We start from the raw sequence: 21803 nt of genomic DNA on the forward strand, positions 1-21803 counted from the left end.
GGTCAAACCCACCGGACCAAACGCCCTGCCAGTCAGTGAAGCGCGTCAACAGCGCCGCTCAGCGGCGGCGCCGTCTCGATGGGCGGTTTATAGGCCAGGCCCGGAACGGATGTCAACACGCTCGATGAAGTTTTTTTGACGGCTTCCGAAAGACGTCGTGACCGCCCCCGAAATGGGGCTTCGCGGCGGCGGCTTTTCCGGGGCTCATGCGCACGCGAGCGCGAGCGCGCGTTCGGTTTGCGCTTCCAAAAACAGCCGCAATCGACCGGCAGATGGGGGCCGCCGCAAAGGCTCACGGATTGATTCCGGGGGACGACGCGGGCATGGTCTCGGCGTCGTCTCCGGCCGGGACGCCATTCGAACCGTTTCGCTTCCTCCGGAATCTCCGTTTGGCGGCGGCGCAGTTCGTCACGGCCTGCCACGACAAGAGACAGCCAGAACCCGACAGACCGCCCCTCCGACAGCCGCCTTCAAGACACAGCCCCGATGAACGCCCATCCCGAGTTCGCGCAACCAGCCGAGCCGCTCGCTCCCGAAGCGACGGCCCTGCTGGTCGACCTCGGGATCGAGCCGCCGATTCGGCCGGTCGATTCGCGCCAGCAGCCGCCCGACCGGCGCGGCGTCTCGCTGCGCTGGCTCTTCGCCTGCGCCCTGGTCGGGTCCTGCGGCGCGGCGCTTCTCGGCGCCGCCATCCTCGTCGCGATGCGTGGCGACACCAGCTATCCCGAGCCGCCCGAGACCGTCACGGTCCGGATGTCCTCGACGGCGGGCGACGGCGGCGGCGCGCGCAAGGCCGACAAGCTCGTCGCCGACCAGCCGATCATGTCGGCCCGGCACGCCATGCGCGCGCCGATGTCGCAACGGGTCGGTGACCGCGAGGTCATCCGGGTGCGCCCCTTCGTGCGCCTCGCCTCGAACCTGTCCCTGACCACCGGCGTCTACGCGACCAATGTCCCGCCCTTCAATCCGCTGCGCCTCTTCGCCGAAGGCGGGCAGCCGGAGGAGCGTTATGCCGAGCCGGTCCAGGACATGCCGGATGCCGACGTCACCATCGTCAAGCGCGATCTCGCCGATGTTACGGTCCCCGCCGGCAAGCCGCTGCTGAGCGACGCCGAGGTGATCTCGCAGGTCGAGGAGGAGCGCGCCAATCTGGTCAGCGCCGGCCGCCAGCGCGCCCTGCCGATCCCGCCCCAGCTGATGCTCAGCCGCACGCTCACCGGCGCGGCCGCCCCCGGCACCGACATCCTCGCCTATGCACCGGCGACCGACACCCGCTTCTCGGGCATCGAGGTCCGGGTCGTGCCCGAGAACGTCACCAACGCGCCCAAGACCCCGATCCCGGCCTCCCGGGAGCCCCTGGTCGAGGACAAGCTGGTGATGGCCAAGCGCGGCGAGAACTTCGAGCAGGTGATGCGCGGGGCCGGCGCCACGCCGGAGCAGGTCCGCGCGATGATCACGGCCTTCGGCGGCAAGGTCCGGACCGCGGCCCTGCCCGATGGCCAGGTCCTCCAGGTTCTCTACGCGCCGGGCCCCCGTCCGGGCGACTCCCGCCAGATCATGCGGGTCTCGCTCCTCACCAACGGCCAGCCGGACGGCACGGTCGCGATGAGCGACAAGGGCAGCTTCGTTTCCGTCGACCTGCCGCGGCAGGATGCGGCCGGCCCGCAGCGCCCGCCGCGGCGCAATGCCGAGGATGACGAGGACGAGGATGAGGGCACGGGCGGCGCCCGCCTCTATGAGAGCCTCTACGAGACCGGCGCGCGCCACGACCTGCCGCGGCCGCTGATCGACGAGCTCGTCCGGATCTTCTCCTATGACCTCGACTTCCAGCAGCGCGTCCATGGCGGCGACAATCTGGAGGTGATCTTCACCGACGAGGACGAGGGCGAGCGCGCCGAAATCCTCTCCGCGACCCTGACGGTCAATGGCGAGGCGCGCCGGGTCTATCGCTACCAGTCGCCCGAAGACGGCCTCATCGACTATTTCGACGAGGAGGGGAAATCGCTGAAGAAGTTCCTGCTGCGCAAGCCGATCGCCGATGGCGAGCTGCGCTCGGGTTTCGGCATGCGCTACCACCCGATCATGCGCTATTCGAAGATGCATACCGGCGTCGACTGGGCGAACCGCATCGGCACGCCGATCCTCGCCGCCGGCAACGGCGTCGTCACCAAGGCCGGCTGGTCGTCCGGCTACGGCAAGCACACCGAGATCCAGCACGCCAACGGCTACGTCACGACCTATTCGCACCAGTCGAACTTCGCGTCCGGCATCGTTCCCGGCGCCAAGGTCCGGCAGGGCCAGGTCATCGGCTATCTCGGCAGCACCGGCCTCTCGACCGGCCCGCATCTGCATTACGAGGTGCTGGTCAACGGCAACTTCGTCAATCCGATGAAGATCCGCGTGCCGCGCGGGCGCGAGCTGCAGGGCACGACCCTGGCCGAGTTCCGGCGCCAGCGCGACGAGATCCGCGGCCTGATCGAGAAGGCCGGCGGCACCCTCGCGCAATTGCGCTGAACGCATGACGGGCGCGCGATCCGGAGCGTGCCCCGCTTCTACGGCTTGACACTGCCGGCGCGAGGCGACACCGCCGGGGCGTCGCTTCCTTTCTCGCGCGAGTTACCGGGCCCATGCTCGCTTCCCTCCTCGTCGTCCTGCCCGTCTTCGGGCTGATCGGCCTCGGCTATGTCGCGCGCTGGACGAAGCTCCTGCGCGAAACGACGGGCGAAGGTCTGTCCGATTTCGTCTTCGTCCTGGCCGTGCCCTGCCTGCTGTTCCGCACCCTCGCCAAGGCCGACATCCCGCTGACCCAGCCCTGTGGCTACTGGATCGCCTATTTCGCCGGGCTGGCCGTGGTCTGGGCTCTCGCCATGGCGATCGCCGCCAGGTTCTTCGCGCGCAAGGGCCCCGAACTGGTGGTCTCCGGCTTCGCCGCCGCACAGTCGAACACCGTCTTCGTCGGCGTCCCGATGATCCTGAAGGCCTATGGCGATGCCGGCGCCGTGCCGCTCGGCCTGCTGCTCGCCATCCACCTGCCGGTGACGATGACGGTGGCGACGCTGCTGGCGGAAGGCCGCAGCGCCTCGATCCCGCTGCTGCTCAAGCGGCTCGTCACCCATCCGATCATCGTCGGCATCCTGCTCGGATCGGCCGTCCGCCCAATCGTGCCTCTCATCCCGACCCCGGTCTGGACCCTGGTCGACCTGCTCGCGGGAGCCGCCGTCCCCTGCGCGCTGATCAGCCTCGGCATCGCGATGCGCCGCTACGGGCTGGAATCGGGCCTGGCGCTGCCCACGGTGCTGAGCGGGCTGAAGCTCGGCCTGCATCCGCTGCTGGTCTACTGGCTCGCGACCGCGGTCTTCGACATGCCGGCTCACTGGTCCGGCGTCGCCGTGCTGTTCGCCGCCTGCCCCTGCGGCATCAACGCCTATCTCTTCGCCGAGCGCTACCGCCAGGGCGTGGCCGATGCATCCAGCGCGATCACGCTCTCCACGCTGCTGTCGCTGTTCACCACCGCCGCCTGGCTGACCTTCCTCGGCGTCGGTTGAAGCTGATGTTTCAACTGAACCCCAGTTGCCGGCGGATATCCGCCGGCTGAACGCCTTCCGCCCGCAATTCCGCCAGACTTTCCGACTGCCGGCTCTTGGCGAGCTTGCGTCCGTCCTCGTCGAGCAGCAGGCGGTGGAAATGGTAGAGCGGCGTCGGCAGCCCGAGCAGCCGCTGCAGCACGACATGGATATCGGTGGCGGCTTCCAGGTCCCGCCCGCGCACGACATGGCTCACTCCCTGCAGGGCATCGTCGACGACGACGGCGAGGTGGTAGCTCGTCGGCACGTCCTTGCGGGCGAGCACGACATCGCCCCAGCGCTCGGGCCTGACTTCGACCTCGCGGCGGGAGCCGTCGGCCTCGAAGACCACATAGCCGAGCGCATTCCCCGTCGCCGCCAGGGCCTTCGCCATGTCGAGGCGCAGCACATGCGGCGCGCCGGCCGCGATCCGCCTTGCCGCCTCCTCCGGCGCGAGCGCCTTGCAACGGCCGGGATAGAGCGGCGCCCCATCCGGATCGAGCGGCCAGGGTCGGCCTGTCCCGGCCTCCCGCGCCGCAACCTCGGCGCGGATCTCCTGGCGCGAGCAAAAGCAGGGATAGACCAATCCCCGCGCCTGCAGCCTCCGCAACGCCGCGCCATAATCCTCGAAATGCCGGGACTGCCGGCGGATGCCGGGCTCGAACACGATTCCGAGCCAGCCGAGATCCTCGATGATCCCGGCGACGAATTCCGGACGCGAACGGGCGAGGTCGATATCCTCGATCCGCAGCAGCAGGCGCCCGCCTGCCTTTCGCGCCAGCGCCTCGTTGGTCAGGGCCGACAGCGCATGGCCGAGATGCAGCCGTCCGTTCGGGCTCGGCGCGAAGCGGAAGACCGGCTTGCGGGAATCGGGTGGAATGAACGCCATGGCTTTTGTCTAGGAGGCCGGGCGCCGCCCGCCAAGCGTTCCCCGCTGCTGACGCGAGCCGGCTCCTGCCTCATCAATGTTGGCGCGATGACCGAACGAATCACCTGCAACAGCGACCTCGAGGAAGGCATGGCGGCGTTGGCCGCGCTGCATCCGGACTGGAAAACCATCGTCGAGCGCACCGGGCTGCCGCCGCTGAGGCTGCGCGAAGGCGGCTTCGTCGGGCTCGCCTCGATCATCGTCTCGCAGCAATTGTCGGTCGCCAGCGCCCGGGCCGTCTGGAACCGTTTCGAGAGCGTCTTCGTGCCGCTGACGCCGGCACGGGTGCTCGCCGCCACGGATGACGACATGCGCCTCTCGGGCCTGTCGCGGCCGAAGCAGCGCACCCTGCTCGCGCTCGCCTCCGCCCTCGCCGAAGGGCGCTTCGTCTTCGAGGCCCTCGAACGGGCCACGCCCGAGGAGGTCCATGCGCAGATGACCGCGATCTCCGGCATCGGCCCCTGGACGGCCGATGTCTATCTGCTGTTCTGCCTCGGCCATCGCGACGGCTTCGCCGCCGGCGACCTTGCCATCCAGGAGGCCGCGCGCCACGCCTTCGGCCTGGAGGAGCGGCCGAAGGCGGCGGAGTTGCAGGCGATGGCAGAGGCCTGGCGTCCGTGGCGCGGCGTCGCGGCGCGCCTGCTCTGGGCCTATTACGCCCAGCTGAAGCGCCGCGAAGGCATCAACGCCTGAAGCATCGGCCCGAAAAACGGGAAACGGTTTTCGGAGCCGATGCCCGGATGGCTCAGCTGCGCACGATCTTGAGCGCCGCCTGCGTCGCGGCGCGCAGCAGCGCCGAATCGCTCATCACCGTGACCATGCGCGCGCCCATATCGAGGCCCGCCTTGGCGCGCTCGGCACTCGCCGCATAGAGCGCGACCGGCTTGTTCACGGCCGAAGCGCGGGCGACGACATGCTTGAGCGCCTCGTCGACCTCGCGCGCGGTGGCATCGACCTTCGCCCCGCCCGAGAGCGCGATCGACAGATCGGACGGCCCCACGAAGAGGGCATCGATCCCGTCCAGCGCCAGGATGTCGTCGACGATCGCCATCGCCTCGCGGGTCTCGATCATCGCGAAGGTCATCGAGAAGCCATTGGCCGCCTTGAGATAGCCGTTCTGGTCGAGACCCGACGCGCCGAGGCCGCCATAGCTGCCCCAGCTGCGCTCGCCCATCGGCGGGTACTTGGCATAGGCGGCGAAACGACGCGCATCCTCCATGGTGTTGATCATCGGCGCGATCACCCCGGAGACACCGGCGTCGAACAGCTTCGAGACGTTCTGGAACTCGCCGACCGGGATGCGCGCGATCGCCGGCTTGCCGGCGGCGTTGATCAGCGAGATCGCGCGGATCACCTCGCCCAGCGTGATCGGGCCGTGCTGCATGTCGAGGGTGATCGCGTCGAAATCCTCCTGGGCGAGGATCGCCGAGATCGAGGGATCGGGCAGGCCGCACCAGGCCGAGACGACGCTGTCGCCCCTGGCGAAGCGATCGGCGAGGGAGGCGAGGACGGTGGGCTTGGCCATGATGCGTTCATCCGTTTCGAGACCCGCGCGGCGCGGCGCGGCTGCCCGGCACGTTGCCCCGGGCCGGCCCGGAAATGCAAACGGGCGCCCATGCGCCCGTCTCAGAGACGTCCTGCGTCAGATGGGCGGCTGGTCGGCCGGAGAGGATCCGGGAGCGGCGACACTCCGCGTGCGGGCATCCGCAACCCTCGTTTCGACGCCGCCGTTTCCATCGAGCCTGCCGGTTCGATCGGATTCTTCTATCTGTTCGGGTCCGAGAATCTATTTGTCCCGCATCGAGGGCGTTGGCAGCCTTCCGGCACGCGGATCGAAGAAGCCGCTTCCGGCCGCGTTCCGCTCATCGGAGGAAACCAGCCATGACGTCGTATACGCGCCGCGACATGCTCGCCGGGGCGGCCGGGATTGGTCTGTCGACATCGCTCGGCGTGAACCAGGCTCGGTCGAATACCGGCGGCCTCTTCAAGCTCGGTGTCGCTTCCGGAGATCCATGGCCCGACGGCATCGTCCTGTGGACGCGGCTGGTTCGCGATGCGCTCGCGGCGGATGGCGGCATGGGCGAGACCCCCGTCGAGGTGATCTGGGAATTGGCCCGCGACGAACGCTTTCAGGATATCGCGCGAACCGGCGTCACCTTGGCGATGCCGGAGCTTGGTCATTCCGTGCATGTCGAAGTGGGCGGTCTGGAGCCTGGACGCGCCTATTGGTACCGCTTTCGCTCCGGAGGCGACGAGAGCCCGACCGGCAGGACCCGGACCGCGCCCGCGCTGGGACAGCAGGTGCCGCGCCTGCGGTTTGCGGCCGCTGCGTGCCAGCATTGGATGTACGGAAACTGGGCCGCCTACCGTCGGATGGCCGAGGAAGATCTCGATTTTGTGCTGCACCTCGGGGACTACATCTACGAGGCTCCCTCCTCGAGTGCCGCCGCAGCCAAGCAGAAGGTGCGCGACGTCCCCTTCGACGTCCCCAAGACGCTGGCCGACTATCGCCTGATGCACTCCTGGTACAAGACCGACCCGGCGATCCAGCAGGCGCACGCTGCCTGTCCGTGGATCGCGATCTGGGACGATCACGACGTCGAAAACGACTATGCCGGCAATCATGCGCCGGCCCGCCCGCCCACTGCCGCGTTCCTGCGCCAGCGCGCCGCCGCCTATCAGGCCTATTGGGAGCATATGCCGTTGCGGAGCGCCCAGCGCCCGCTGGGACCCGATGCGCAGCTCTATCGTCGCCTGGCGTTTGGCGATCTGGTCGACCTCGTCATGCTAGACGAGCGGCAATACCGCTCGCCGCTCGCCTGCCCCCCGCCGGCGCCGAAGCTCGACCGCAACCACCTGGTTTCGGCTGGAGAATGCGCGGATGCGTTCGATCCGCAGCGGACCATGCTCGGACTGGATCAGGAAGCCTGGTTGGCGCGCTGCCTCGCCGAACCGGCCCGCGCGCGGTGGCTGCTGCTCGGCCAGCAGCTCATGTTCTCGCCCTTCGAACGCAAGCGCGGTTCCGGAACCGGCTTCGATACCGATGGCTGGGGTGGCTATGCGGCCGCGCACCAGCGCATCATCGATCTCATCGCCGCGCGACCGAACCGCGACACCGTGGTTCTCGGCGGCGACATCCACGGGTTCGTCGCTTCGAATGTCCCGGCGCGACGACAGGAACTGCGCTCGAATCCCGTCTCGGCACACATCGTCTGCGGCGCGATCAGCTCACGCCTCGGCGACCACCGCAACTATGTCGCGTCGCTTCCGGAGAATCCGCATATCCAGTTTGTCGACGCCGAGCGTCACGGCTACACGCGCTGCACCTTCACGCGAGACAGCGCGTCGTTCGAGTTCCGAGCCGTCGACGATGTCCGTGATCCGGCGTCGGGCATCGCCACCTTGGCCGCCTACGAAACCAGGTGGGGGATTGCCGGCCTGCAGCGCGTTTGACGCGATAAAAACGCGCACGGCGTCGGCGAGAAGCTCGCCGACGCCGTGCTGAAGAGCTCCGTGAATCGGAGTTTCTCGACCCGGCGTATCAGCGCCCGGCCTGGATGTCCTCGGCCGCCTTGAGCAGCAGCTCGGTCATCACGGTGCGGATCTCGGTATCGGAGGTGTTGACGTTGGCGAGCGCGAAATCGCTCTTGACCTTGCGCACCACGTCCTCGTCGCCGGCTTCCTCGAAATCGGCGACGACGACCGCCTTGGCATAGGCCTCCGCATCGGCACCGCTCTTGCCGAGCTTCTCGGCCGCCCACAGCCCGAGCAGCTTGTTGCGCCGGGCCGTCGCCTTGAAGCGCAGCTCCTCGTCATGGGCGAACTTGTTCTCGAAGGCGTCCTTGCGTTGATCGAAGGTCGTCATGCGGCGTCCATGTCCTCTCGCGGGGCTGATTTCCTGTTCCCCGATCATATAGGCCGGCGGCGCGGCGAGGGCCAGCCTCATCGCCAGATTCAGAGCCGCTTAAGCCTCCCGCAGCCGCCGAAAGGCGGTTTGTTGCGTTTGCGGCCCGGAAGCTCCATATAGCAGGCGCTGCGGCCGCCTTCCGGCTTCCGCACGAGCAACCGGCGCCGGCGCCGGCCCGAGGATCGATCCCCAGCGGGTCGCCGGGCCGTGCGGCAGGACCGAAAAGATCAGGGGCCAAGATCCCGCCGCGACCCATCGCGTCCAGAGAAGGGCCGACCTTTGGATTTCCTCAAGCCACGGTACATCCCCATGAATCGCCGCCGTCGCATCTACGAAGGCAAGGCGAAGGTCCTCTATGAAGGACCCGAGCCCGGTACGCTGATCCAGCATTTCAAGGACGACGCCAGCGCCTTCAATGCCAAGAAGCATGAAGTGATCGACGGCAAGGGCGTGCTCAACAACCGCATCTCCGAGCACATCTTCTCGAACCTCAACGACATCGGCGTTCCCACGCATTTCATCCGCCGGCTGAACATGCGCGAGCAGCTGATCCGCGAGGTCGAGATCATTCCGCTCGAGGTCGTCGTGCGCAACGTCGCCGCGGGCTCGCTGGCCACCCGGCTGGGCCTCGAGGAAGGCACGCAGCTGCCGCGCTCGATCATCGAGTTCTATTACAAGAACGACGCGCTCGGCGATCCGATGGTCTCCGAGGAGCACATCACCGCCTTCGGCTGGGCAACGCCGCAGGAGATCGACGACATCATGGCGCTCGCCATCCGCGTCAACGACTTCCTCTCCGGCCTCTTCCTCGGCGCCGGCATCCGCCTCGTCGACTTCAAGATGGAGACCGGCCGGCTCTGGGAAGGCGAGATGATGCGCATCGTCGTCGCCGACGAGATCAGCCCGGATTCCTGCCGCCTCTGGGACATCCGGTCCAAGGACAAGATGGACAAGGACCGGTTCCGCCGCGACATGGGCGGCCTGATCGAGGCCTATTCCGAGGTCGCCCGCCGTCTCGGCATTCTCGGCGAGAACGAGAACCCCGGCCCGACCGGCCCGCGCCTGGTGCAGTGAGCGCCGCGGCGCGAACGGCATCGCATTCGAAGCGGGAGCGCATGCGCTCCCGTTTTCATGTCGCGCTCGTGCTTCTGGCCGGCGCGCTGCTCGCCGCCTGCTCGCAGCATTTCGGCCCCGGCATCACCGAGCTGCCGGCTTCGCAGGGCTGGCAGCCGCTGCCGATCGGCTCCTGGGTGCTGAATGACGGCATCGAGGCGCGCGCAATGGTGTTCTGTCCGCGCGACACCTGCACGCAGCAGGGCTTCGCCGCGGTGATCGCGCTCGAAGGCGAGCGCGCGCGGCAGATGGAGCAGGCCTTGTCGGAGAGCCCCGCGAGCCTCGGCCAGGCCTTCGCCCGGCTGGCCGCGGCGAAGGCGGCCGAACGCCGCAAGGCCGAGCGCAACCAGAAGAAGAAGGTCGAGCCGAAGCCGGCCCGGAGCGCGACCGACATCGTCCGCCTCGATTCGGCCGAGGCGCGCGGCGTCCTTGTCACGATCCGCTCGCTCGATACGCCGGGCCGCCAGGCCGTCACCGCCATCCTCTACGGCCGCGAGGCCGATCGGTTCGTCCTGGCGCTTGCCGTCGGCGCCACGGCCGCGGCCGCCCGGCGCGATGCCGAGGCGGCCTGGCGCAGCCGCTGATTCACGTGAAACGGCGGGAAACGGTTGAGCCTGCCCCGATTCACCGCTAAGGCAGCCCGCAGAAAGCTCGCCCGGAGATACCCATGAAAGCCCGCGTCACCGTCACCCTGAAGAACGGCGTGCTCGATCCGCAGGGCAAGGCCATCGAGGGGGCGCTGAAGTCGCTCGGCATCGACGGCGTCGACTCGGTCCGCCAGGGCAAGGTCTTCGACATCGAGCTCGCCGGTGCCGACAAGGCCGCCGCCGAGGCCGCCCTCAAGGCCGCCTGCGAAAAGCTCCTCGCCAACACCGTAATCGAGAATTACCGCGTCGAGATCGGAGCCTGAACCATGAAGGCCGCCGTCATCACCTTTCCGGGCTCCAACCGTGACGGCGACGTCGCCAAGGCGCTGAAGCAGGCCGGCGCCGAAGTCGTTCATGTCTGGCACGGCGACACCGAGCTGCCGCAGGGCGTCGATCTGATGGTCCTGCCGGGCGGCTTCTCCTATGGCGACTATCTGCGCACCGGCGCCATCGCCGGCCGCGCCCACATCATGGACGCGACCCGGGCCCATGCGGCGCGCGGCGGCTACGTGCTTGGCATCTGCAACGGCTTCCAGATCGCCTGCGAGGCGGGGCTGCTCCCCGGCATCCTTGTCCGCAATGCCAACCTGAAATTCGTCTGCAAGCGCCAGCACCTGAAGGTCGAGCGCAACGATACGGCCTTCACCCGCGCCTATGCGAAGGGCCAGGCGATCGACGTCTGCATCGCCCATGGCGAGGGCAACTACATCACCGATGCCGAGACGCTCGCGCGCCTCGAAGGCGAAGGCCTCGTCGCCTTCCGCTACGCGGACGCGCAGGGCAACGTCACGCCGGAAGCCAATCCGAACGGCTCGCTCAATGGCATCGCCGGCATCTATTCGCCCGGCCTCAACGTGCTCGGGCTGATGCCCCATCCGGAGAATCTGATCGATTCGCTGGTCGGTGGCACCGATGGGCGCGGCCTGTTCGAGAGCCTCGTCGGCAGCCGCAAGGCGGCCTGAAAAAGGCTGCGGGCGGAACAGGCACGTCATTCTCGGGCGAAGCGAAGCGCAGACCCGAGAATCTCTTCCGGGAAAAGGCGCCCTTTTGGCATGAGATGCTCGGGTCAAGCCCGAGCATGACGTGCGCTATCGCGCCTTCAGCGCCCGCTGCAGCAGCCTGCCTGCCGCGGCCTGGTCGAGCGGACCGACATGTTTCTCGAGGATATGCCCGTCCGGCCCGATGACGAAGGTCTCGGGCACGCCGTAGACGCCCCATTCGATCGCCGCGCGCCCGGCCCGGTCCACCCCGACCGCCGAAAACGGGTTGCCGAGCGCGCCGAGGAAGCGGCGGGCATTCTCAGCCTCGTCCTTGTAGTTCATCCCGACCAGCGCGACCTTGCCCTGCTTCACCGCATCGGTCTCGGCCAAACCCATCAGCACGGGATGCTCGACGCGACAGGGCGCGCACCAGCTCGCCCAGACATTGACCAGCGTCGCCTGCCCCTTCGCGAGATCGGCGTTTCCGAAGGCCGGCAGCGGCTTGCCGTCCTTCTGGAGGCCCTCCAGCGGCGCGAGCGTGATCGCCGGCGCGACACGCCCGATCAGCGCGGATGGAACCTTGCTCTTGTCGCCCGAGAACAGCCCGATGCCGAAGACGATGGCGAGCCCGCCGAAGATGAGCAGCGGGATGAGGAAAAGCAGGGGCGAGCGGCGTCGCGCCGTTTCGGTCGGGTTCATGATCTCTCGCGGGTCGAACGACGCCCGGCGCCGCGGCGCTCGAGCGTCTCGAGTGCCCGTTTCTGGGCGCGGTGATCGCGCAGGATCGCCAGCGTCAGCCCGGCGAGGATGAGCGCTGCCGCGCCATAGGAGGCGAGGATGAAGCCGGCATGCGGCCCGAAACCGGCGAGGAGGCCGCTCATGCCGGCATCCCCTGCGCCGCGAGCCGGTCGAGCCGCTCGGCCTCGAGGATCGTCAGGGTGCGCACGCGCCGACGCATGATCTCGGCCCGCATCGCCGCCATGTGCAGCGCCAGCGCGAAGAGCGTGAAGCCGACGGCCAGGATCAGCAGCGGCCAGAGCATCGAGGGGTGTATCGTCGCCCCCCCCATGCGCAGCACCGAGGCCGGCTGGTGCAGCGTGTTCCACCAGTCGACCGAGAATTTGATGATCGGCACGTTGACGAAGCCGACCAGCGTCAGGATGGCGACGGCCCGTGCCGCCCGCGACGGCTCGTCGAGGACGCGCCAGAGCGCGATGAGGCCGAGATAGATCAGCAGCAGCACGAGCATGGATGTCAGCCGCGCATCCCAGACCCAGTAGGTCCCCCACATCGGCTTGCCCCAGAGTGCGCCGGTGATCAGGCAGATCAGCGCGAAGCAGGCGCCGATCGGGGCTGCCGCCTTCTGCGCGACATCGGCGAGCGGATGGCGCCAGACCAGCGTACCCAACGCCGAGAGTGCCATCATCGAATAGAACATCATGGCGAGCCAGGCGGCAGGCACATGGATGAACATGATGCGGATCGTCTCGCCCTGCTGATAGTCGGCCGGCGCCACGAACCAGGCGAGATAGAGCCCCGCGAGGATCAGCAGCGTCGCGGCCGTCGCGAGCCACGGCAGCAGCGCCGCCGAGAAGCGCATGAAGCGCGTCGGATTGGCGAGGTCGATCAGGCTGGCCATCATGCGGGCCATATCGTCGGGGGCTGAAGTGCCATGGCGGCAGCTTTTAGCAATCTCGACCGCTTCCAAGCAATGCGCCGTGCCATGCTGCGACATCACGAACCGGAGCGTCCGGCACCGGCACGCTTCGGCGCAAGCCCTTGCATGGCCGGCGCAATTCCGGCCGCCGGCCGCGCCTGCCCCACGGTAAGGGCGCCGGCTAATCGTTATCACATTGAAGCTGTTGCAGTTTTCATCCGTTTTGCTTGCTTGCGCGCCGCGGATCGAGCCTCTAGCCTGTCGCTCCGATGCGGGGGATGACGATGCGGCTTCAGCTTTCTGACGAGGTCCAGCGCGAAGTCGAGCAGACGATCCGTTCGAAAGCCAGCCAGTCCCTCGTGATCGACCTCTACGCGACCGCCGAGGAGATCCGCAGCCGGCACGATGTCGGCGAGGTCGATCTCGATGCCGTGATCGCGACCGTCGCCCGCCTGGCCGCGCAATGCGGCTGCGCGGTCGAGCTCGGTGGTGCCAAGACCGGAAACGCTCAGTCGGCCTGACGCAGCGCCGCGGCAGCGGCGACCGTACCGACGACGATCGCGGCCAGAGAGATCGCGCAGAGGATCAGGAAGGGCGTCAGGAACGGCACCGTGCCGCCCAGCGCCGCATTGGCGGCGGAAACCCCGAAGATCAGCACCGGCACCGTCAGCGGCGCGACCAGCACAGGGACGATCAGCCCGCCGCGCCTGAGGCTCGCCGCCAGCGCCGCGCCGCCTGCGCCGATGAAGCTCAGCGCCGGCGTGCCGACCAGAAGCGTCGCCACCAGAGGCAGCACGCCCTCGCCGGGCAACGCGACCAGCAGACCGAGCAGCGGCGTGATCAGCGCCAGCGGCAGGCCCGTCGTCAGCCAATGCGCCAGCCCCTTGGCCAGAACGGCGAGTTCCAGCGGCAGGGCTGAGGCCCGGATCAGGTCGAGCGAGCCGTCCTCCTCGTCGCTCTGGAACAGCCGGTCGAGCCCGATCAGCACCGACAGCAGCGCGCCGAGCCAGAGGATCGCCGGCCCGATCCGCGACAGCAGGTTGAGATCGGGCCCGAGCGCGAAGGGCACGAGCACGACCAGCGTCAAGAAGAAGACGAGAGCCAGCTCGCCCCCGCCCCCGGCCCGCGACGCCAGCGCGAGATCGCGCTTGAGAATGGCGATGAAGGCACGGGTCACGGGCCGATCCTGAGTTCGCGCGCGCCGTCGAGGCCGAGCGGTCCATGCGTCGCGGCGAGAATTGCGCCGCCCTGGGCGAGATGGTCGCGCATCAGCCCGGCCAGCATCGCCTGGGAGGCGGTGTCGAGGGCCGACATCGGCTCGTCGAGCAGCCAGTAAGGGCGTCGCGAGACCAGGAGCCGCGCCAGGGCCACGCGCCGCCGCTGCCCGGCCGAGAGATAGCCGACCGGCAGTTCCGCCGCATGGGCGAGGCCGACGACCGCAAGCGCCTCCGCCGGCGCCAGGGCCGCGTCGCCGAGGACCGCCTGGGCAAAGGCGAGATTTTCGCCCGCCGTCAGCGCCGTCTTGAGCCCGTCGCGGTGGCCGACCAGATGCGAATTCTCGGCGAGCGCCGGCTCGTCGCCCGCGCCCTCGAGCAGGATGCTGCCGCCGTCGGGGCGCAGCCGGCCGCACAGCATGGCGATCAGGCTGGACTTGCCGGCGCCGTTGCGCCCGGTCAGCGCGATCGCCTCACCCGAGGCGAGGCTGAAGCTCAAGCGCTCGAAGATCAGCCGGCCGCCGCGGCGGCAAGCGAGATTCTCCGCAAGAAGGCGCGTCGGGGAGAAGGAACCTGGCGTCAAGGCAGAGCTGCCGCCGATGCATGCGACCACATTTCGTTCATCTAGCGCGCTTCTTGGAATTGCTCTATAGAACCCGCGGCTACGCCGCACGCCGATCCGGCGCGGGGCTCGGGCACTCCCGAGGCGGCGCGCGCGTCATGCGCATTAGGCCTTCGAACGGCGCCGTCCGCAAGGGCGAGCCGCTCGCGACCGCAACCCCTTGATCAGGATCAAGCCCGAATGGCCTCGCTCGACTCCTTCAAAGCCCGCAAGACGCTCACCGTCGCTGGCAAGACCTACACCTATTACTCCCTCCCCGACGCCGAGAAGAACGGCCTGCCGGGCATCTCGAAGCTGCCCTTCTCGATGAAGGTGCTGCTCGAGAACCTGCTGCGCTTCGAGGATGGCCGCTCGGTCTCCAAGGCCGACATCGAGAATTTCGTCGGCTGGCTCGAGGACAAGGGCAAGGCCGGCAAGGAAATCGGCTTCCGCCCGGCCCGTGTGTTGATGCAGGACTTCACCGGCGTTCCCGCCGTCGTCGACCTCGCCGCGATGCGCGACGGCGTCAAGGCACTCGGCGGCGACGCCCAGAAGATCAACCCGCTCGTCCCGGTCGACCTCGTCATCGACCACTCCGTCATCGTCGACGAGTTCGGTTCGCCTAGGGCCTTCGCCAAGAACGTCGAGCTCGAATACGAGCGCAACGCCGAGCGCTACAAGTTCCTGAAATGGGGCCAGGGTGCCTTCGATAATTTCCGCGTCGTGCCGCCCGGCACCGGCATCTGTCACCAGGTCAACCTGGAATATCTCGCCCAGACCGTCTGGACCCGTAACGAGACGATCGACGGCGTCGAGGTCGAGGTCGCCTATCCCGACACGCTCGTCGGCACCGACTCGCACACCACCATGGTCAACGGCCTCGCCGTTCTCGGCTGGGGCGTCGGCGGCATCGAGGCCGAGGCCGCCATGCTCGGCCAGCCGCAGTCGATGCTGCTGCCGGAGGTCATCGGCTTCAAGCTGACCGGCGCGCTCAAGGAAGGCATCACCGCCACCGACCTCGTGCTCACCGTCACCCAGATGCTGCGCAAGAAGGGCGTCGTCGGCAAGTTCGTCGAGTTCTTCGGCCCCGGCCTCTACAACCTGACGCTGGCCGATCGCGCGACGATCGCCAATATGGGCCCGGAATACGGCGCGACCTGCGGTTTCTTCCCGGTCGATGCCGAGACGCTGGACTACCTCACCACCACCGGCCGCAAGGCCGACCGCATCGCGCTGGTCGAGGCCTACAGCAAGGCGCAGGGCCTCTTCGCCACCCGCGAGACCGCCGATCCGGTCTTCACCGACACGCTCGAGCTCGATCTCTCGACGGTGCAGCCCTCGATGGCCGGCCCGAAGCGTCCGGAAGGCCGCGTCGATCTCTCCGCCGTCAAGGCCGGCTTCGCCGCTGCGATGGAGACCGACTACAAGAAGGGCGGCGAGCTTTCGCGCCGCGTGCAAGTCGAGGGCGAGAACTTCGATCTCGGCCATGGCGACGTCGTCATCGCCGCCATCACCTCCTGCACCAACACCTCGAACCCGTCGGTGCTGATGGCGGCGGGCCTGCTCGCCCGCAACGCCGTGGCGAAGGGCCTCAAGGTCAAGCCCTGGGTGAAGACCTCGCTCGCGCCCGGCTCGCAGGTCGTCGCCGAGTATCTTGCGAAGGCCGGCCTGCAGGCCGACCTCGACAAGCTCGGCTTCAACCTGGTCGGCTTCGGCTGCACCACCTGCATCGGCAATTCCGGCCCGCTGCCGGCGCCGATCTCGAAGACCATCAACGAGAAGGGCCTGATCGCGGGCGCCGTCATCTCCGGCAACCGCAACTTCGAAGGCCGCGTCTCGCCGGACGTGCAGGCGAATTATCTCGCCTCGCCGCCGCTGGTCGTCGCCTATGCGCTCGCCGGCTCGGTCCAGATGGACCTGACGACCCAGCCGCTCGGCCAGGGCTCGGACGGCAAGGACGTCTATCTGAAGGACATCTGGCCCTCCAACAAGGAGATCCAGGACTTCATCCAGCAGAACGTCACCCGCGCTATCTTCGAGGCCAAATACGCCGACGTCTTCAAGGGCGATGCGCACTGGCAGGCGGTCGACGCTCCCAAGAGCGAGACCTATGCCTGGGATGACGATTCGACCTATGTGCAGAACCCGCCCTATTTCCAGGGTATGGGCAAGAAGCCGGCCGCGGTCTCCGACATCGCCGGCGCGCGCATCCTCGGCCTGTTCGGCGACAAGATCACCACCGACCACATCTCCCCGGCCGGTTCGATCAAGGCCGCCTCTCCGGCCGGCGCCTATCTCACCGAGCACGGCGTCGCCGTGGCCGACTTCAACCAGTACGGCACGCGCCGCGGCAACCATGAGGTGATGATGCGGGGCACCTTCGCCAACATCCGCATCCGCAACCACATGCTCGGCCCGAACGGGCGCGAGGGCGGCTACACCATCCACTACCCGTCGAAGGAAGAGCTGCCGATCTACGACGCAGCGATGCGCTACCAGCACGAGAACGTTCCGCTGGTGATCTTCGCCGGCGTCGAATACGGCAATGGCTCCTCGCGCGACTGGGCGGCGAAGGGCACGAACCTGCTCGGCGTCAAGGCAGTGATCGCCCAGAGCTTCGAGCGCATCCACCGCTCGAACCTGGTCGGCATGGGCGTCGTGCCCTTCACCCTGGCGGAAGGCACCAGCTGGGCCTCGCTCGACCTCAAGGGCGACGAACTCGTCACCATCAAGGGCCTGGCCAACGTCAAGCCGCGCCAGATGATGGAAGCCGAGATCACCTATGCCGACGGCTCGATGAAGAAGGTGCCGATCCTCTGCCGCATCGATACGCTGGACGAGATCGACTACTTCAAGAACGCCGGCATCCTCCACTACGTGCTGCGCGGCCTCGCCGCCTGAGCCCGAACAGGCCGGCATCGAGACGACATGGCCGGCGCAAGCCGGCCATGTTGCATTCAAGCCCCGCCCCGGTTGTCCTCGCGCGCGCCGCAGTGTAAGGGGGCGGTTCAGTCATCCTCGGTGGCGACTTGGGGCAGGCGCAGGCGACATCCCGCGCTCGGATGTCGTCCGCCATCATCGACAACAGACGGGAGCACCCGCAGCATGTCCGCCACGTTCGAGACGGTCGCCGGCATCATTTCCGAAACCTGCGATATTCCGCGCGAGAAGATCACGCCGCAGAGCCACGCGATCGACGATCTCGGCATCGACTCCCTCGCCTTCCTCGACATCGCCTTCGCGATCGACAAGGCCTTCGGCATCAAGCTGCCGCTCGAGCAGTGGACGCAGGAAGTCAACGAGGGCAAGGCTCCGGCCGAGCAGTATTTCGTGCTCGAGAACCTGTGCAAGCGCATCGACGACCTCGTCGCCGCCAAGAAGGCGTAACGCCTGGGCCGAGGCCGCCGGACTTGAGCCGGCGCCCCGCTCCCGATAGAGCATAGGGGCCGTCGCGCGGATCGACCTGATCCGTGCCGCGGCCTCGCGCCGTTCTGGCGCTCATCAGATCAAGGATCGCATGCGCCTCGAATATTTCGACATGATCGACAGGGTCGTGACCTTCGATCCGTCGCAGAAGCGTATCGTCACGCGCTCGACCGTTCCCGCCGAGAGCCCTGTCTTCGAAGGGCATTTTCCCGGCCACCCGCTGGTGCCCGGCGTCCTGCTGACCGAAACCATGGCGCAGGCCTCCGGCTATCTGCTGCTCGGCCTCAACGGCCTCAGCCAGATGCCTTTCCTGATGACCGTCGACAAGGCGCGCTTCCGCACCTTCGTCGAGCCGCGGACCGAGCTCGAGGCCACCGCCGAGCTCGTCATCGAAGGCTCCGGCTATGCCGCGACCAAGGTCAAGCTGACGAGCGGCGGCAAGCCGATCTGCGATGCGGAGCTGCGCTTCCGCCTGATGCCCTTCCCCGCCGATATGCGCACACTGATGCAGAGCCGCATCGAAGCCATCGGCCTCACGCCGGAGCCTGCGCCATGACGAGCGCCCCCCATCGCCGCGATGTGGCCATCACCGGCATCGGCATCGCCTCCAGCCTCGGCGAAGGCGTCGAGGCCCATGCCGCAGCGCTCGCGGCCGGCGGCCCGCCGATCGTCGACGCCGAGAGCTTCAAGCCCTATCCGGTGCATCCGCTGGCGGCGCTGGAGCTCGACCGGCAGATCCCGAAGAAGTCCGACCAGCGCCAGATGGAGCCCTGGCAGCGCCTCGGCGTCTATGCCGCCGGGCTCGCCCTCGATTCCGCCGGGCTGAAGGAGGATGCCGAGGCCAAGAGCGCGCTGCAGGTGATCGTCGCCGCCGGCGGCGGCGAGCGCGACCATGCCGTCGATTCCGCCATTCTCAGCGGCCTGCGCGGCGCCAACGAGCCGGGCACCTTCCTGAACGAGCGCCTGATGGGCGATCTCAGGCCCACGCTCTTCCTCGCCCAGCTTTCCAACCTGCTCGCCGGCAACATCGCCATCGTCCATGGCGTCACCGGCCCCTCGCGCACCTTCATGGGGGAGGAGCAGGCCGGCGTCGACGCGATCCGCACGGCGCATGCCCGCATCGCTTCCGGCCAGTCCGACCTCATGCTCGTCGGCGGCGCCTATAATGCCGAGCGCCGCGACATGCTGCTGCTCTTCGAGCTCGGCGGCTATCTCCGGCGCGACGGCTTCGCGCCTGTCTTTGCGCGCGAGGACGCGCCGGGCCTGATCACCGGCAGTGCCGGCGCCTTCCTCGTCCTCGAATCGGCCGAGCGTGCCGCCGCGCGCGGCGCCACCGCCCATGCCAAGCTCAGCCATGTTGGCGCCGATCGCAGCCGCCGCACGGCCGGCAGCGTCGAATCCGCCCTGACGAAGCTCGTCGGCGGCTTCGGCCCGATCGCCGGCGACGCGCTCGCGATCTCGGCCGCGACCGGCTGCGCCGGCATCACAGCCGAGGAAGCCGCCGCGCTGAAGGCGGCAGCCCCGACGGCCAGGCGCATCGCCGCAGGCGACCTCGTCGGCCACGGTGTTGAAGCCGCTTTCCCGGTCTCGGTGGCGCTCGCCGCAATCGCCCTGTCCGCCGGGCAGGCCAGGGAAGCGGTCGTCACCGGCGCCGGCCATTGGCGCGGCGAAGGTGCCGCGCATCTCGTTCAAGCGTGAGGTTGAAGCCATGACCACGCATCGCGACGCCAAGGGCCGCCCGCTCGTCGCCGTCACCGGACTCGGCATCGTCACCTCGCTCGGCCAGGGCAAGGACACCAACTGGCAGGCGCTGACCGCCGGGAAATCCGGCATCCACCGCATCGAGCGCTTCCCGACCGAGGGCCTGAAGACCAGCATCGGCGGTACGGTCGATTTCCTGTTCGACGGCCCCTTCACCGCCCCGCAGCTGTCCGAGAAGCTCGCCACGCTCGCGGCCGAAGAGGCTGTCGGCCAGAGCGGCATCGGCGCGGCCGGCGATTTCCCGGGCGAGCTCTTCATGGCGGTGCCGCCCGTCGAGATGGAATGGCCGCAGAAGCAGGAGATGGCCCAGGCCATCGAGGGCGAGGTCGATTATGACGGCCTGCTGCGTGCCGCCGCCACCGGCAAGTTCCGCCCGATGCATGAGCTCTTCGTCTTCGGCGGCGTCGCCGACCACATCGCCGACCGTTTCGGCACCAAGGGCTCTCCGATCTCGCTCTCGACCGCCTGCTCCTCGGGCGCGACCGCGATCCAGATGGGCGTCGAGGCGATCCGCCGCGGGGATACGCAGGCGGCCTTGTGCATCGGCACCGACGGCTCGATCCATGCCGAAGCGTTGATCCGCTTCTCGTTGCTTTCGGCGCTCTCGACCCAGAACGACCCGCCGGAAGGCGCGGCCAAGCCCTTCTCGAAGAACCGCGACGGCTTCGTCATGGGCGAAGGCGCCGGTGCCCTCGTGCTGGAGGATTACGACCACGCACTGGCGCGCGGCGCCACCATCCTCGGCATCGTCGCGGGCTGTGGCGAGCGCGGCGACGGCTTCCACCGCACCCGCTCGAGCCCGGACGGCAAGCCCGCCATCCTCGCCATGCAGGACGCGCTGGCCGATGCCGGTCTGACCCCGGACGATGTCGACTACATCAACGCCCACGGCACCTCGACGCCGGAGAACGACAAGATGGAGGCGATGAGCTGCGCCGCCGTCTTCGGCGAGCGCATGGCCAGCCTGCCGATCTCCTCGAACAAGTCGATGATCGGCCACACGCTGACGGCGGCCGGCGCGGTCGAGGCGGTGATCTCCTTCCTCACCATCGCCAGCGGCACGATCCCGCCGACGATCAACTATGCGAACCCGGACCCCGCCATCGCGATCGACGTCGTGCCCAACGCGGCGCGCAAGGCCAAGGTGCGGACGGTCCTCTCCAACTCCTTCGGCTTCGGCGGCCAGAACACCTGCCTCGTGCTGACGGCGCCCCCGGAGGCCGCATGACCAGGATCCTCGTCACCGGCGGCGCCAAGGGTGTCGGCGCCGCGATCGTGCGCGCGCTCGCCGCGGCCGGCCATGATGTCGACTTCACCTTCCGCTCCTCGGCCGAGCAGGCGAAGGCGCTGGCGCAGGAGATCGCCGCGAGCCATCCCGGCCGCGCGATCACGGCGCTGCCGCTCGATCTCTCCGACAAGGAAGCGCTCGACGCGTTCTGCGAGGCGCGGGAGGGCGAGAGCTATTTCGGCCTCGTCCACAATGCCGGCCAGCCCTATGATTCGCTCGCCGCGATGATGGCGCAGGACAAGGCGGAAGCGGCGATGCAGGTCAATTTCTGGGCCTTCACGCGTCTTGCCAAGAGCCTGATGCGCAACATGATCCGCGCCAAGGCGGGGCGTATCGTGGCGATCGGCTCGGTCGCGGCACTGCGCGGCAACCCGGGCAACGCCGCCTATGCGGCCTCGAAGGGTGCACTGATCTCCTATGCCAAGACGCTGGCTGTCGAGACCGGCAAGCGCGGCGTCACCGTCAACGTGATCGCGCCGGGCTTCGTCGACACCGACATGATGGCGCCCTACGCCGCCTATCGCGACAAGATGCAGGCGCAGATCCCGGCCGGCCGCTTCGCGAAACCCGAGGAAGTCGCGGGCCTTGCCGCCTTCCTGATGAGCGAACCCGCCGCCTATATCAGCGGGACCGTGCTCCCGATCGATGGCGGCTTGACCGCGCAGCTCGGCGTCCATCGCTGAATCGACCGAAGCGGCGGACCGTGATATGGTTCACT

General features: G+C 68.3%; 23 protein-coding genes. 15 read left to right on the forward strand and 8 right to left on the reverse strand.

The annotated features are described in order from the left end of the window. Positions 1-486 precede the first annotated feature (486 nt). Both B5Y19_RS24175 and B5Y19_RS24180 read left to right on the forward strand, forming a co-directional pair. On the forward strand, positions 487-2514 hold the full coding sequence (locus tag B5Y19_RS24175; protein ID WP_055730709.1) for a M23 family metallopeptidase: 2028 nt from the start codon (positions 487-489) through the stop codon (positions 2512-2514). A gap of 113 nt (positions 2515-2627) precedes the next feature. Then, positions 2628-3545, forward strand: coding sequence for an AEC family transporter (locus B5Y19_RS24180; protein ID WP_079592277.1), 918 nt, complete (start codon positions 2628-2630; stop codon positions 3543-3545). Between the two features lie 10 nt (positions 3546-3555). Here B5Y19_RS24180 and gluQRS read toward each other — a convergent pair whose 3' ends face one another. Continuing rightward, positions 3556-4452, reverse strand: a complete 897-nt coding sequence (gene gluQRS, locus B5Y19_RS24185) for a tRNA glutamyl-Q(34) synthetase GluQRS (RefSeq protein WP_055730707.1) — start codon at positions 4450-4452, stop codon at positions 3556-3558. Between the two features lie 87 nt (positions 4453-4539). On the opposite strand from gluQRS, the gene B5Y19_RS24190 reads away from it, so the two are divergent. After that, a complete protein-coding gene (locus tag B5Y19_RS24190; protein WP_055730706.1) occupies positions 4540-5184 on the forward strand; it encodes a DNA-3-methyladenine glycosylase family protein in 645 nt (214 codons plus the stop codon). Between the two features lie 52 nt (positions 5185-5236). Here the strand turns inward: B5Y19_RS24190 and B5Y19_RS24195 are convergent, their stop codons facing one another. Continuing rightward, positions 5237-6016 carry an HpcH/HpaI aldolase family protein gene (locus B5Y19_RS24195; protein ID WP_055730705.1) on the reverse strand — a complete coding sequence of 260 codons (780 nt, stop codon included), beginning with the start codon at positions 6014-6016 and terminating at the stop codon, positions 5237-5239. Between the two features lie 356 nt (positions 6017-6372). Here B5Y19_RS24195 and B5Y19_RS24200 point away from each other — a divergent pair, with 356 nt between their 5' ends. Continuing rightward, positions 6373-7944: an alkaline phosphatase D family protein gene (locus B5Y19_RS24200; RefSeq protein ID WP_055730704.1), complete on the forward strand. Its 1572-nt coding sequence runs from the start codon at positions 6373-6375 to the stop codon at positions 7942-7944. Positions 7945-8032: 88 nt separating this feature from the next. Here the strand turns inward: B5Y19_RS24200 and B5Y19_RS24205 are convergent, their stop codons facing one another. Further along, positions 8033-8356: a DUF1476 domain-containing protein gene (locus tag B5Y19_RS24205; protein ID WP_055730717.1), complete on the reverse strand. Its 324-nt coding sequence runs from the start codon at positions 8354-8356 to the stop codon at positions 8033-8035. A 321-nt stretch (positions 8357-8677) separates the two neighbouring features. Here B5Y19_RS24205 and purC point away from each other — a divergent pair, with 321 nt between their 5' ends. From purC to purQ, 4 genes are all read left to right on the forward strand, one after another. Then, positions 8678-9472, forward strand: coding sequence for a phosphoribosylaminoimidazolesuccinocarboxamide synthase (gene purC / locus B5Y19_RS24210; protein ID WP_055730703.1), 795 nt, complete (start codon positions 8678-8680; stop codon positions 9470-9472). A gap of 41 nt (positions 9473-9513) precedes the next feature. Then, positions 9514-10095 (forward strand): hypothetical protein, encoded by a 582-nt coding sequence (locus B5Y19_RS24215; protein ID WP_055730702.1) that lies wholly within the window; start codon positions 9514-9516, stop codon positions 10093-10095. Positions 10096-10178: 83 nt separating this feature from the next. After that, complete coding sequence (purS, locus tag B5Y19_RS24220; protein ID WP_055730701.1) at positions 10179-10421, forward strand: phosphoribosylformylglycinamidine synthase subunit PurS; 243 nt, start codon at positions 10179-10181, stop codon at positions 10419-10421. Positions 10422-10424: 3 nt separating this feature from the next. After that, the gene (gene purQ / locus B5Y19_RS24225) at positions 10425-11120 is read left to right on the forward strand and encodes a phosphoribosylformylglycinamidine synthase subunit PurQ (protein WP_055730700.1); all 696 of its coding nucleotides are present in this window, start codon (positions 10425-10427) and stop codon (positions 11118-11120) included. Between the two features lie 126 nt (positions 11121-11246). Here the strand turns inward: purQ and B5Y19_RS24230 are convergent, their stop codons facing one another. Genes B5Y19_RS24230 through B5Y19_RS24240 form a run of 3 tightly spaced genes read right to left on the reverse strand, consistent with a single transcriptional unit; the run spans position 11247 to position 12780 of the window. After that, positions 11247-11837, reverse strand: coding sequence for a DsbE family thiol:disulfide interchange protein (locus B5Y19_RS24230; RefSeq protein ID WP_055730699.1), 591 nt, complete (start codon positions 11835-11837; stop codon positions 11247-11249). Next, on the reverse strand, positions 11834-12019 hold the full coding sequence (ccmD, locus tag B5Y19_RS24235; RefSeq protein WP_055730698.1) for a heme exporter protein CcmD: 186 nt from the start codon (positions 12017-12019) through the stop codon (positions 11834-11836). Before ccmD ends, B5Y19_RS24230 begins: the two co-directional genes overlap by 4 nt. Further along, a complete protein-coding gene (locus B5Y19_RS24240; RefSeq protein ID WP_055730697.1) occupies positions 12016-12780 on the reverse strand; it encodes a heme ABC transporter permease in 765 nt (254 codons plus the stop codon). Before B5Y19_RS24240 ends, ccmD begins: the two co-directional genes overlap by 4 nt. Before the next feature lie 293 nt (positions 12781-13073). Between B5Y19_RS24240 and B5Y19_RS24245 the strand changes: the two genes are divergently transcribed. Continuing rightward, positions 13074-13316 (forward strand): hypothetical protein, encoded by a 243-nt coding sequence (locus B5Y19_RS24245; RefSeq protein ID WP_055730696.1) that lies wholly within the window; start codon positions 13074-13076, stop codon positions 13314-13316. Here B5Y19_RS24245 and ccmB read toward each other — a convergent pair. Together ccmB and ccmA are read right to left on the reverse strand one after the other, a co-directional pair. Then, complete coding sequence (gene ccmB / locus B5Y19_RS24250; protein WP_055730695.1) at positions 13304-13972, reverse strand: heme exporter protein CcmB; 669 nt, start codon at positions 13970-13972, stop codon at positions 13304-13306. The genes B5Y19_RS24245 and ccmB overlap by 13 nt on opposite strands. Beyond that, positions 13969-14592, reverse strand: coding sequence for a heme ABC exporter ATP-binding protein CcmA (ccmA, locus tag B5Y19_RS24255; protein ID WP_055730716.1), 624 nt, complete (start codon positions 14590-14592; stop codon positions 13969-13971). Before ccmA ends, ccmB begins: the two co-directional genes overlap by 4 nt. Before the next feature lie 219 nt (positions 14593-14811). Between ccmA and acnA the strand changes: the two genes are divergently transcribed. From acnA to B5Y19_RS24285, 6 genes are all read left to right on the forward strand, one after another. Continuing rightward, entirely contained in the window at positions 14812-17511 is a 2700-nt protein-coding gene (gene acnA, locus B5Y19_RS24260; RefSeq protein WP_055730694.1) for an aconitate hydratase AcnA, read from the forward strand. Positions 17512-17715: 204 nt separating this feature from the next. Next, positions 17716-17997: an acyl carrier protein gene (locus B5Y19_RS24265; protein WP_038358122.1), complete on the forward strand. Its 282-nt coding sequence runs from the start codon at positions 17716-17718 to the stop codon at positions 17995-17997. Between the two features lie 130 nt (positions 17998-18127). Further along, positions 18128-18592, forward strand: coding sequence for a 3-hydroxyacyl-ACP dehydratase FabZ family protein (locus tag B5Y19_RS24270; RefSeq protein ID WP_055730693.1), 465 nt, complete (start codon positions 18128-18130; stop codon positions 18590-18592). Then, entirely contained in the window at positions 18589-19734 is a 1146-nt protein-coding gene (locus tag B5Y19_RS24275) for a beta-ketoacyl-ACP synthase (protein ID WP_055730692.1), read from the forward strand. Before B5Y19_RS24270 ends, B5Y19_RS24275 begins: the two co-directional genes overlap by 4 nt. 10 nt (positions 19735-19744) lie before the next feature. Then, positions 19745-21025 (forward strand): beta-ketoacyl-ACP synthase, encoded by a 1281-nt coding sequence (locus B5Y19_RS24280; protein ID WP_055730715.1) that lies wholly within the window; start codon positions 19745-19747, stop codon positions 21023-21025. Then, the gene (locus B5Y19_RS24285; RefSeq protein WP_055730691.1) at positions 21022-21768 is read left to right on the forward strand and encodes an SDR family oxidoreductase; all 747 of its coding nucleotides are present in this window, start codon (positions 21022-21024) and stop codon (positions 21766-21768) included. The genes B5Y19_RS24280 and B5Y19_RS24285 overlap by 4 nt, the downstream gene beginning before the upstream one ends. Positions 21769-21803 lie beyond the last annotated feature (35 nt).

The organism is Allobosea thiooxidans (assembly GCF_900168195.1).
In the GTDB taxonomy this organism is placed as follows: Bacteria; Pseudomonadota; Alphaproteobacteria; order Rhizobiales; family Beijerinckiaceae; genus Allobosea; species Allobosea thiooxidans.

What these genes read in the sequence shown, in the direction of transcription:
- B5Y19_RS24280 (WP_055730715.1), top strand. Translation starts at nt 19,745, where the DNA reads ATGACCACGCATCGCGACGCCAAGGGCCGCCCGCTCGTCGCCGTCACC.
- purQ (WP_055730700.1), top strand. Translation starts at nt 10,425, where the DNA reads ATGAAGGCCGCCGTCATCACCTTTCCGGGCTCCAACCGTGACGGCGAC.
- B5Y19_RS24200 (WP_055730704.1), top strand. Translation starts at nt 6,373, where the DNA reads ATGACGTCGTATACGCGCCGCGACATGCTCGCCGGGGCGGCCGGGATT.
- acnA (WP_055730694.1), top strand. Translation starts at nt 14,812, where the DNA reads ATGGCCTCGCTCGACTCCTTCAAAGCCCGCAAGACGCTCACCGTCGCT.
- purS (WP_055730701.1), top strand. Translation starts at nt 10,179, where the DNA reads ATGAAAGCCCGCGTCACCGTCACCCTGAAGAACGGCGTGCTCGATCCG.
- B5Y19_RS24230 (WP_055730699.1), bottom strand. Translation starts at nt 11,837, where the DNA reads ATGAACCCGACCGAAACGGCGCGACGCCGCTCGCCCCTGCTTTTCCTC.
- B5Y19_RS24175 (WP_055730709.1), top strand. Translation starts at nt 487, where the DNA reads ATGAACGCCCATCCCGAGTTCGCGCAACCAGCCGAGCCGCTCGCTCCC.
- B5Y19_RS24265 (WP_038358122.1), top strand. Translation starts at nt 17,716, where the DNA reads ATGTCCGCCACGTTCGAGACGGTCGCCGGCATCATTTCCGAAACCTGC.
- B5Y19_RS24285 (WP_055730691.1), top strand. Translation starts at nt 21,022, where the DNA reads ATGACCAGGATCCTCGTCACCGGCGGCGCCAAGGGTGTCGGCGCCGCG.
- gluQRS (WP_055730707.1), bottom strand. Translation starts at nt 4,452, where the DNA reads ATGGCGTTCATTCCACCCGATTCCCGCAAGCCGGTCTTCCGCTTCGCG.
- B5Y19_RS24180 (WP_079592277.1), top strand. Translation starts at nt 2,628, where the DNA reads ATGCTCGCTTCCCTCCTCGTCGTCCTGCCCGTCTTCGGGCTGATCGGC.
- B5Y19_RS24190 (WP_055730706.1), top strand. Translation starts at nt 4,540, where the DNA reads ATGACCGAACGAATCACCTGCAACAGCGACCTCGAGGAAGGCATGGCG.
- B5Y19_RS24215 (WP_055730702.1), top strand. Translation starts at nt 9,514, where the DNA reads ATGCGCTCCCGTTTTCATGTCGCGCTCGTGCTTCTGGCCGGCGCGCTG.
- B5Y19_RS24245 (WP_055730696.1), top strand. Translation starts at nt 13,074, where the DNA reads ATGACGATGCGGCTTCAGCTTTCTGACGAGGTCCAGCGCGAAGTCGAG.
- B5Y19_RS24195 (WP_055730705.1), bottom strand. Translation starts at nt 6,016, where the DNA reads ATGGCCAAGCCCACCGTCCTCGCCTCCCTCGCCGATCGCTTCGCCAGG.
- B5Y19_RS24270 (WP_055730693.1), top strand. Translation starts at nt 18,128, where the DNA reads ATGCGCCTCGAATATTTCGACATGATCGACAGGGTCGTGACCTTCGAT.
- B5Y19_RS24275 (WP_055730692.1), top strand. Translation starts at nt 18,589, where the DNA reads ATGACGAGCGCCCCCCATCGCCGCGATGTGGCCATCACCGGCATCGGC.
- ccmD (WP_055730698.1), bottom strand. Translation starts at nt 12,019, where the DNA reads ATGAGCGGCCTCCTCGCCGGTTTCGGGCCGCATGCCGGCTTCATCCTC.
- B5Y19_RS24240 (WP_055730697.1), bottom strand. Translation starts at nt 12,780, where the DNA reads ATGATGGCCAGCCTGATCGACCTCGCCAATCCGACGCGCTTCATGCGC.
- B5Y19_RS24205 (WP_055730717.1), bottom strand. Translation starts at nt 8,356, where the DNA reads ATGACGACCTTCGATCAACGCAAGGACGCCTTCGAGAACAAGTTCGCC.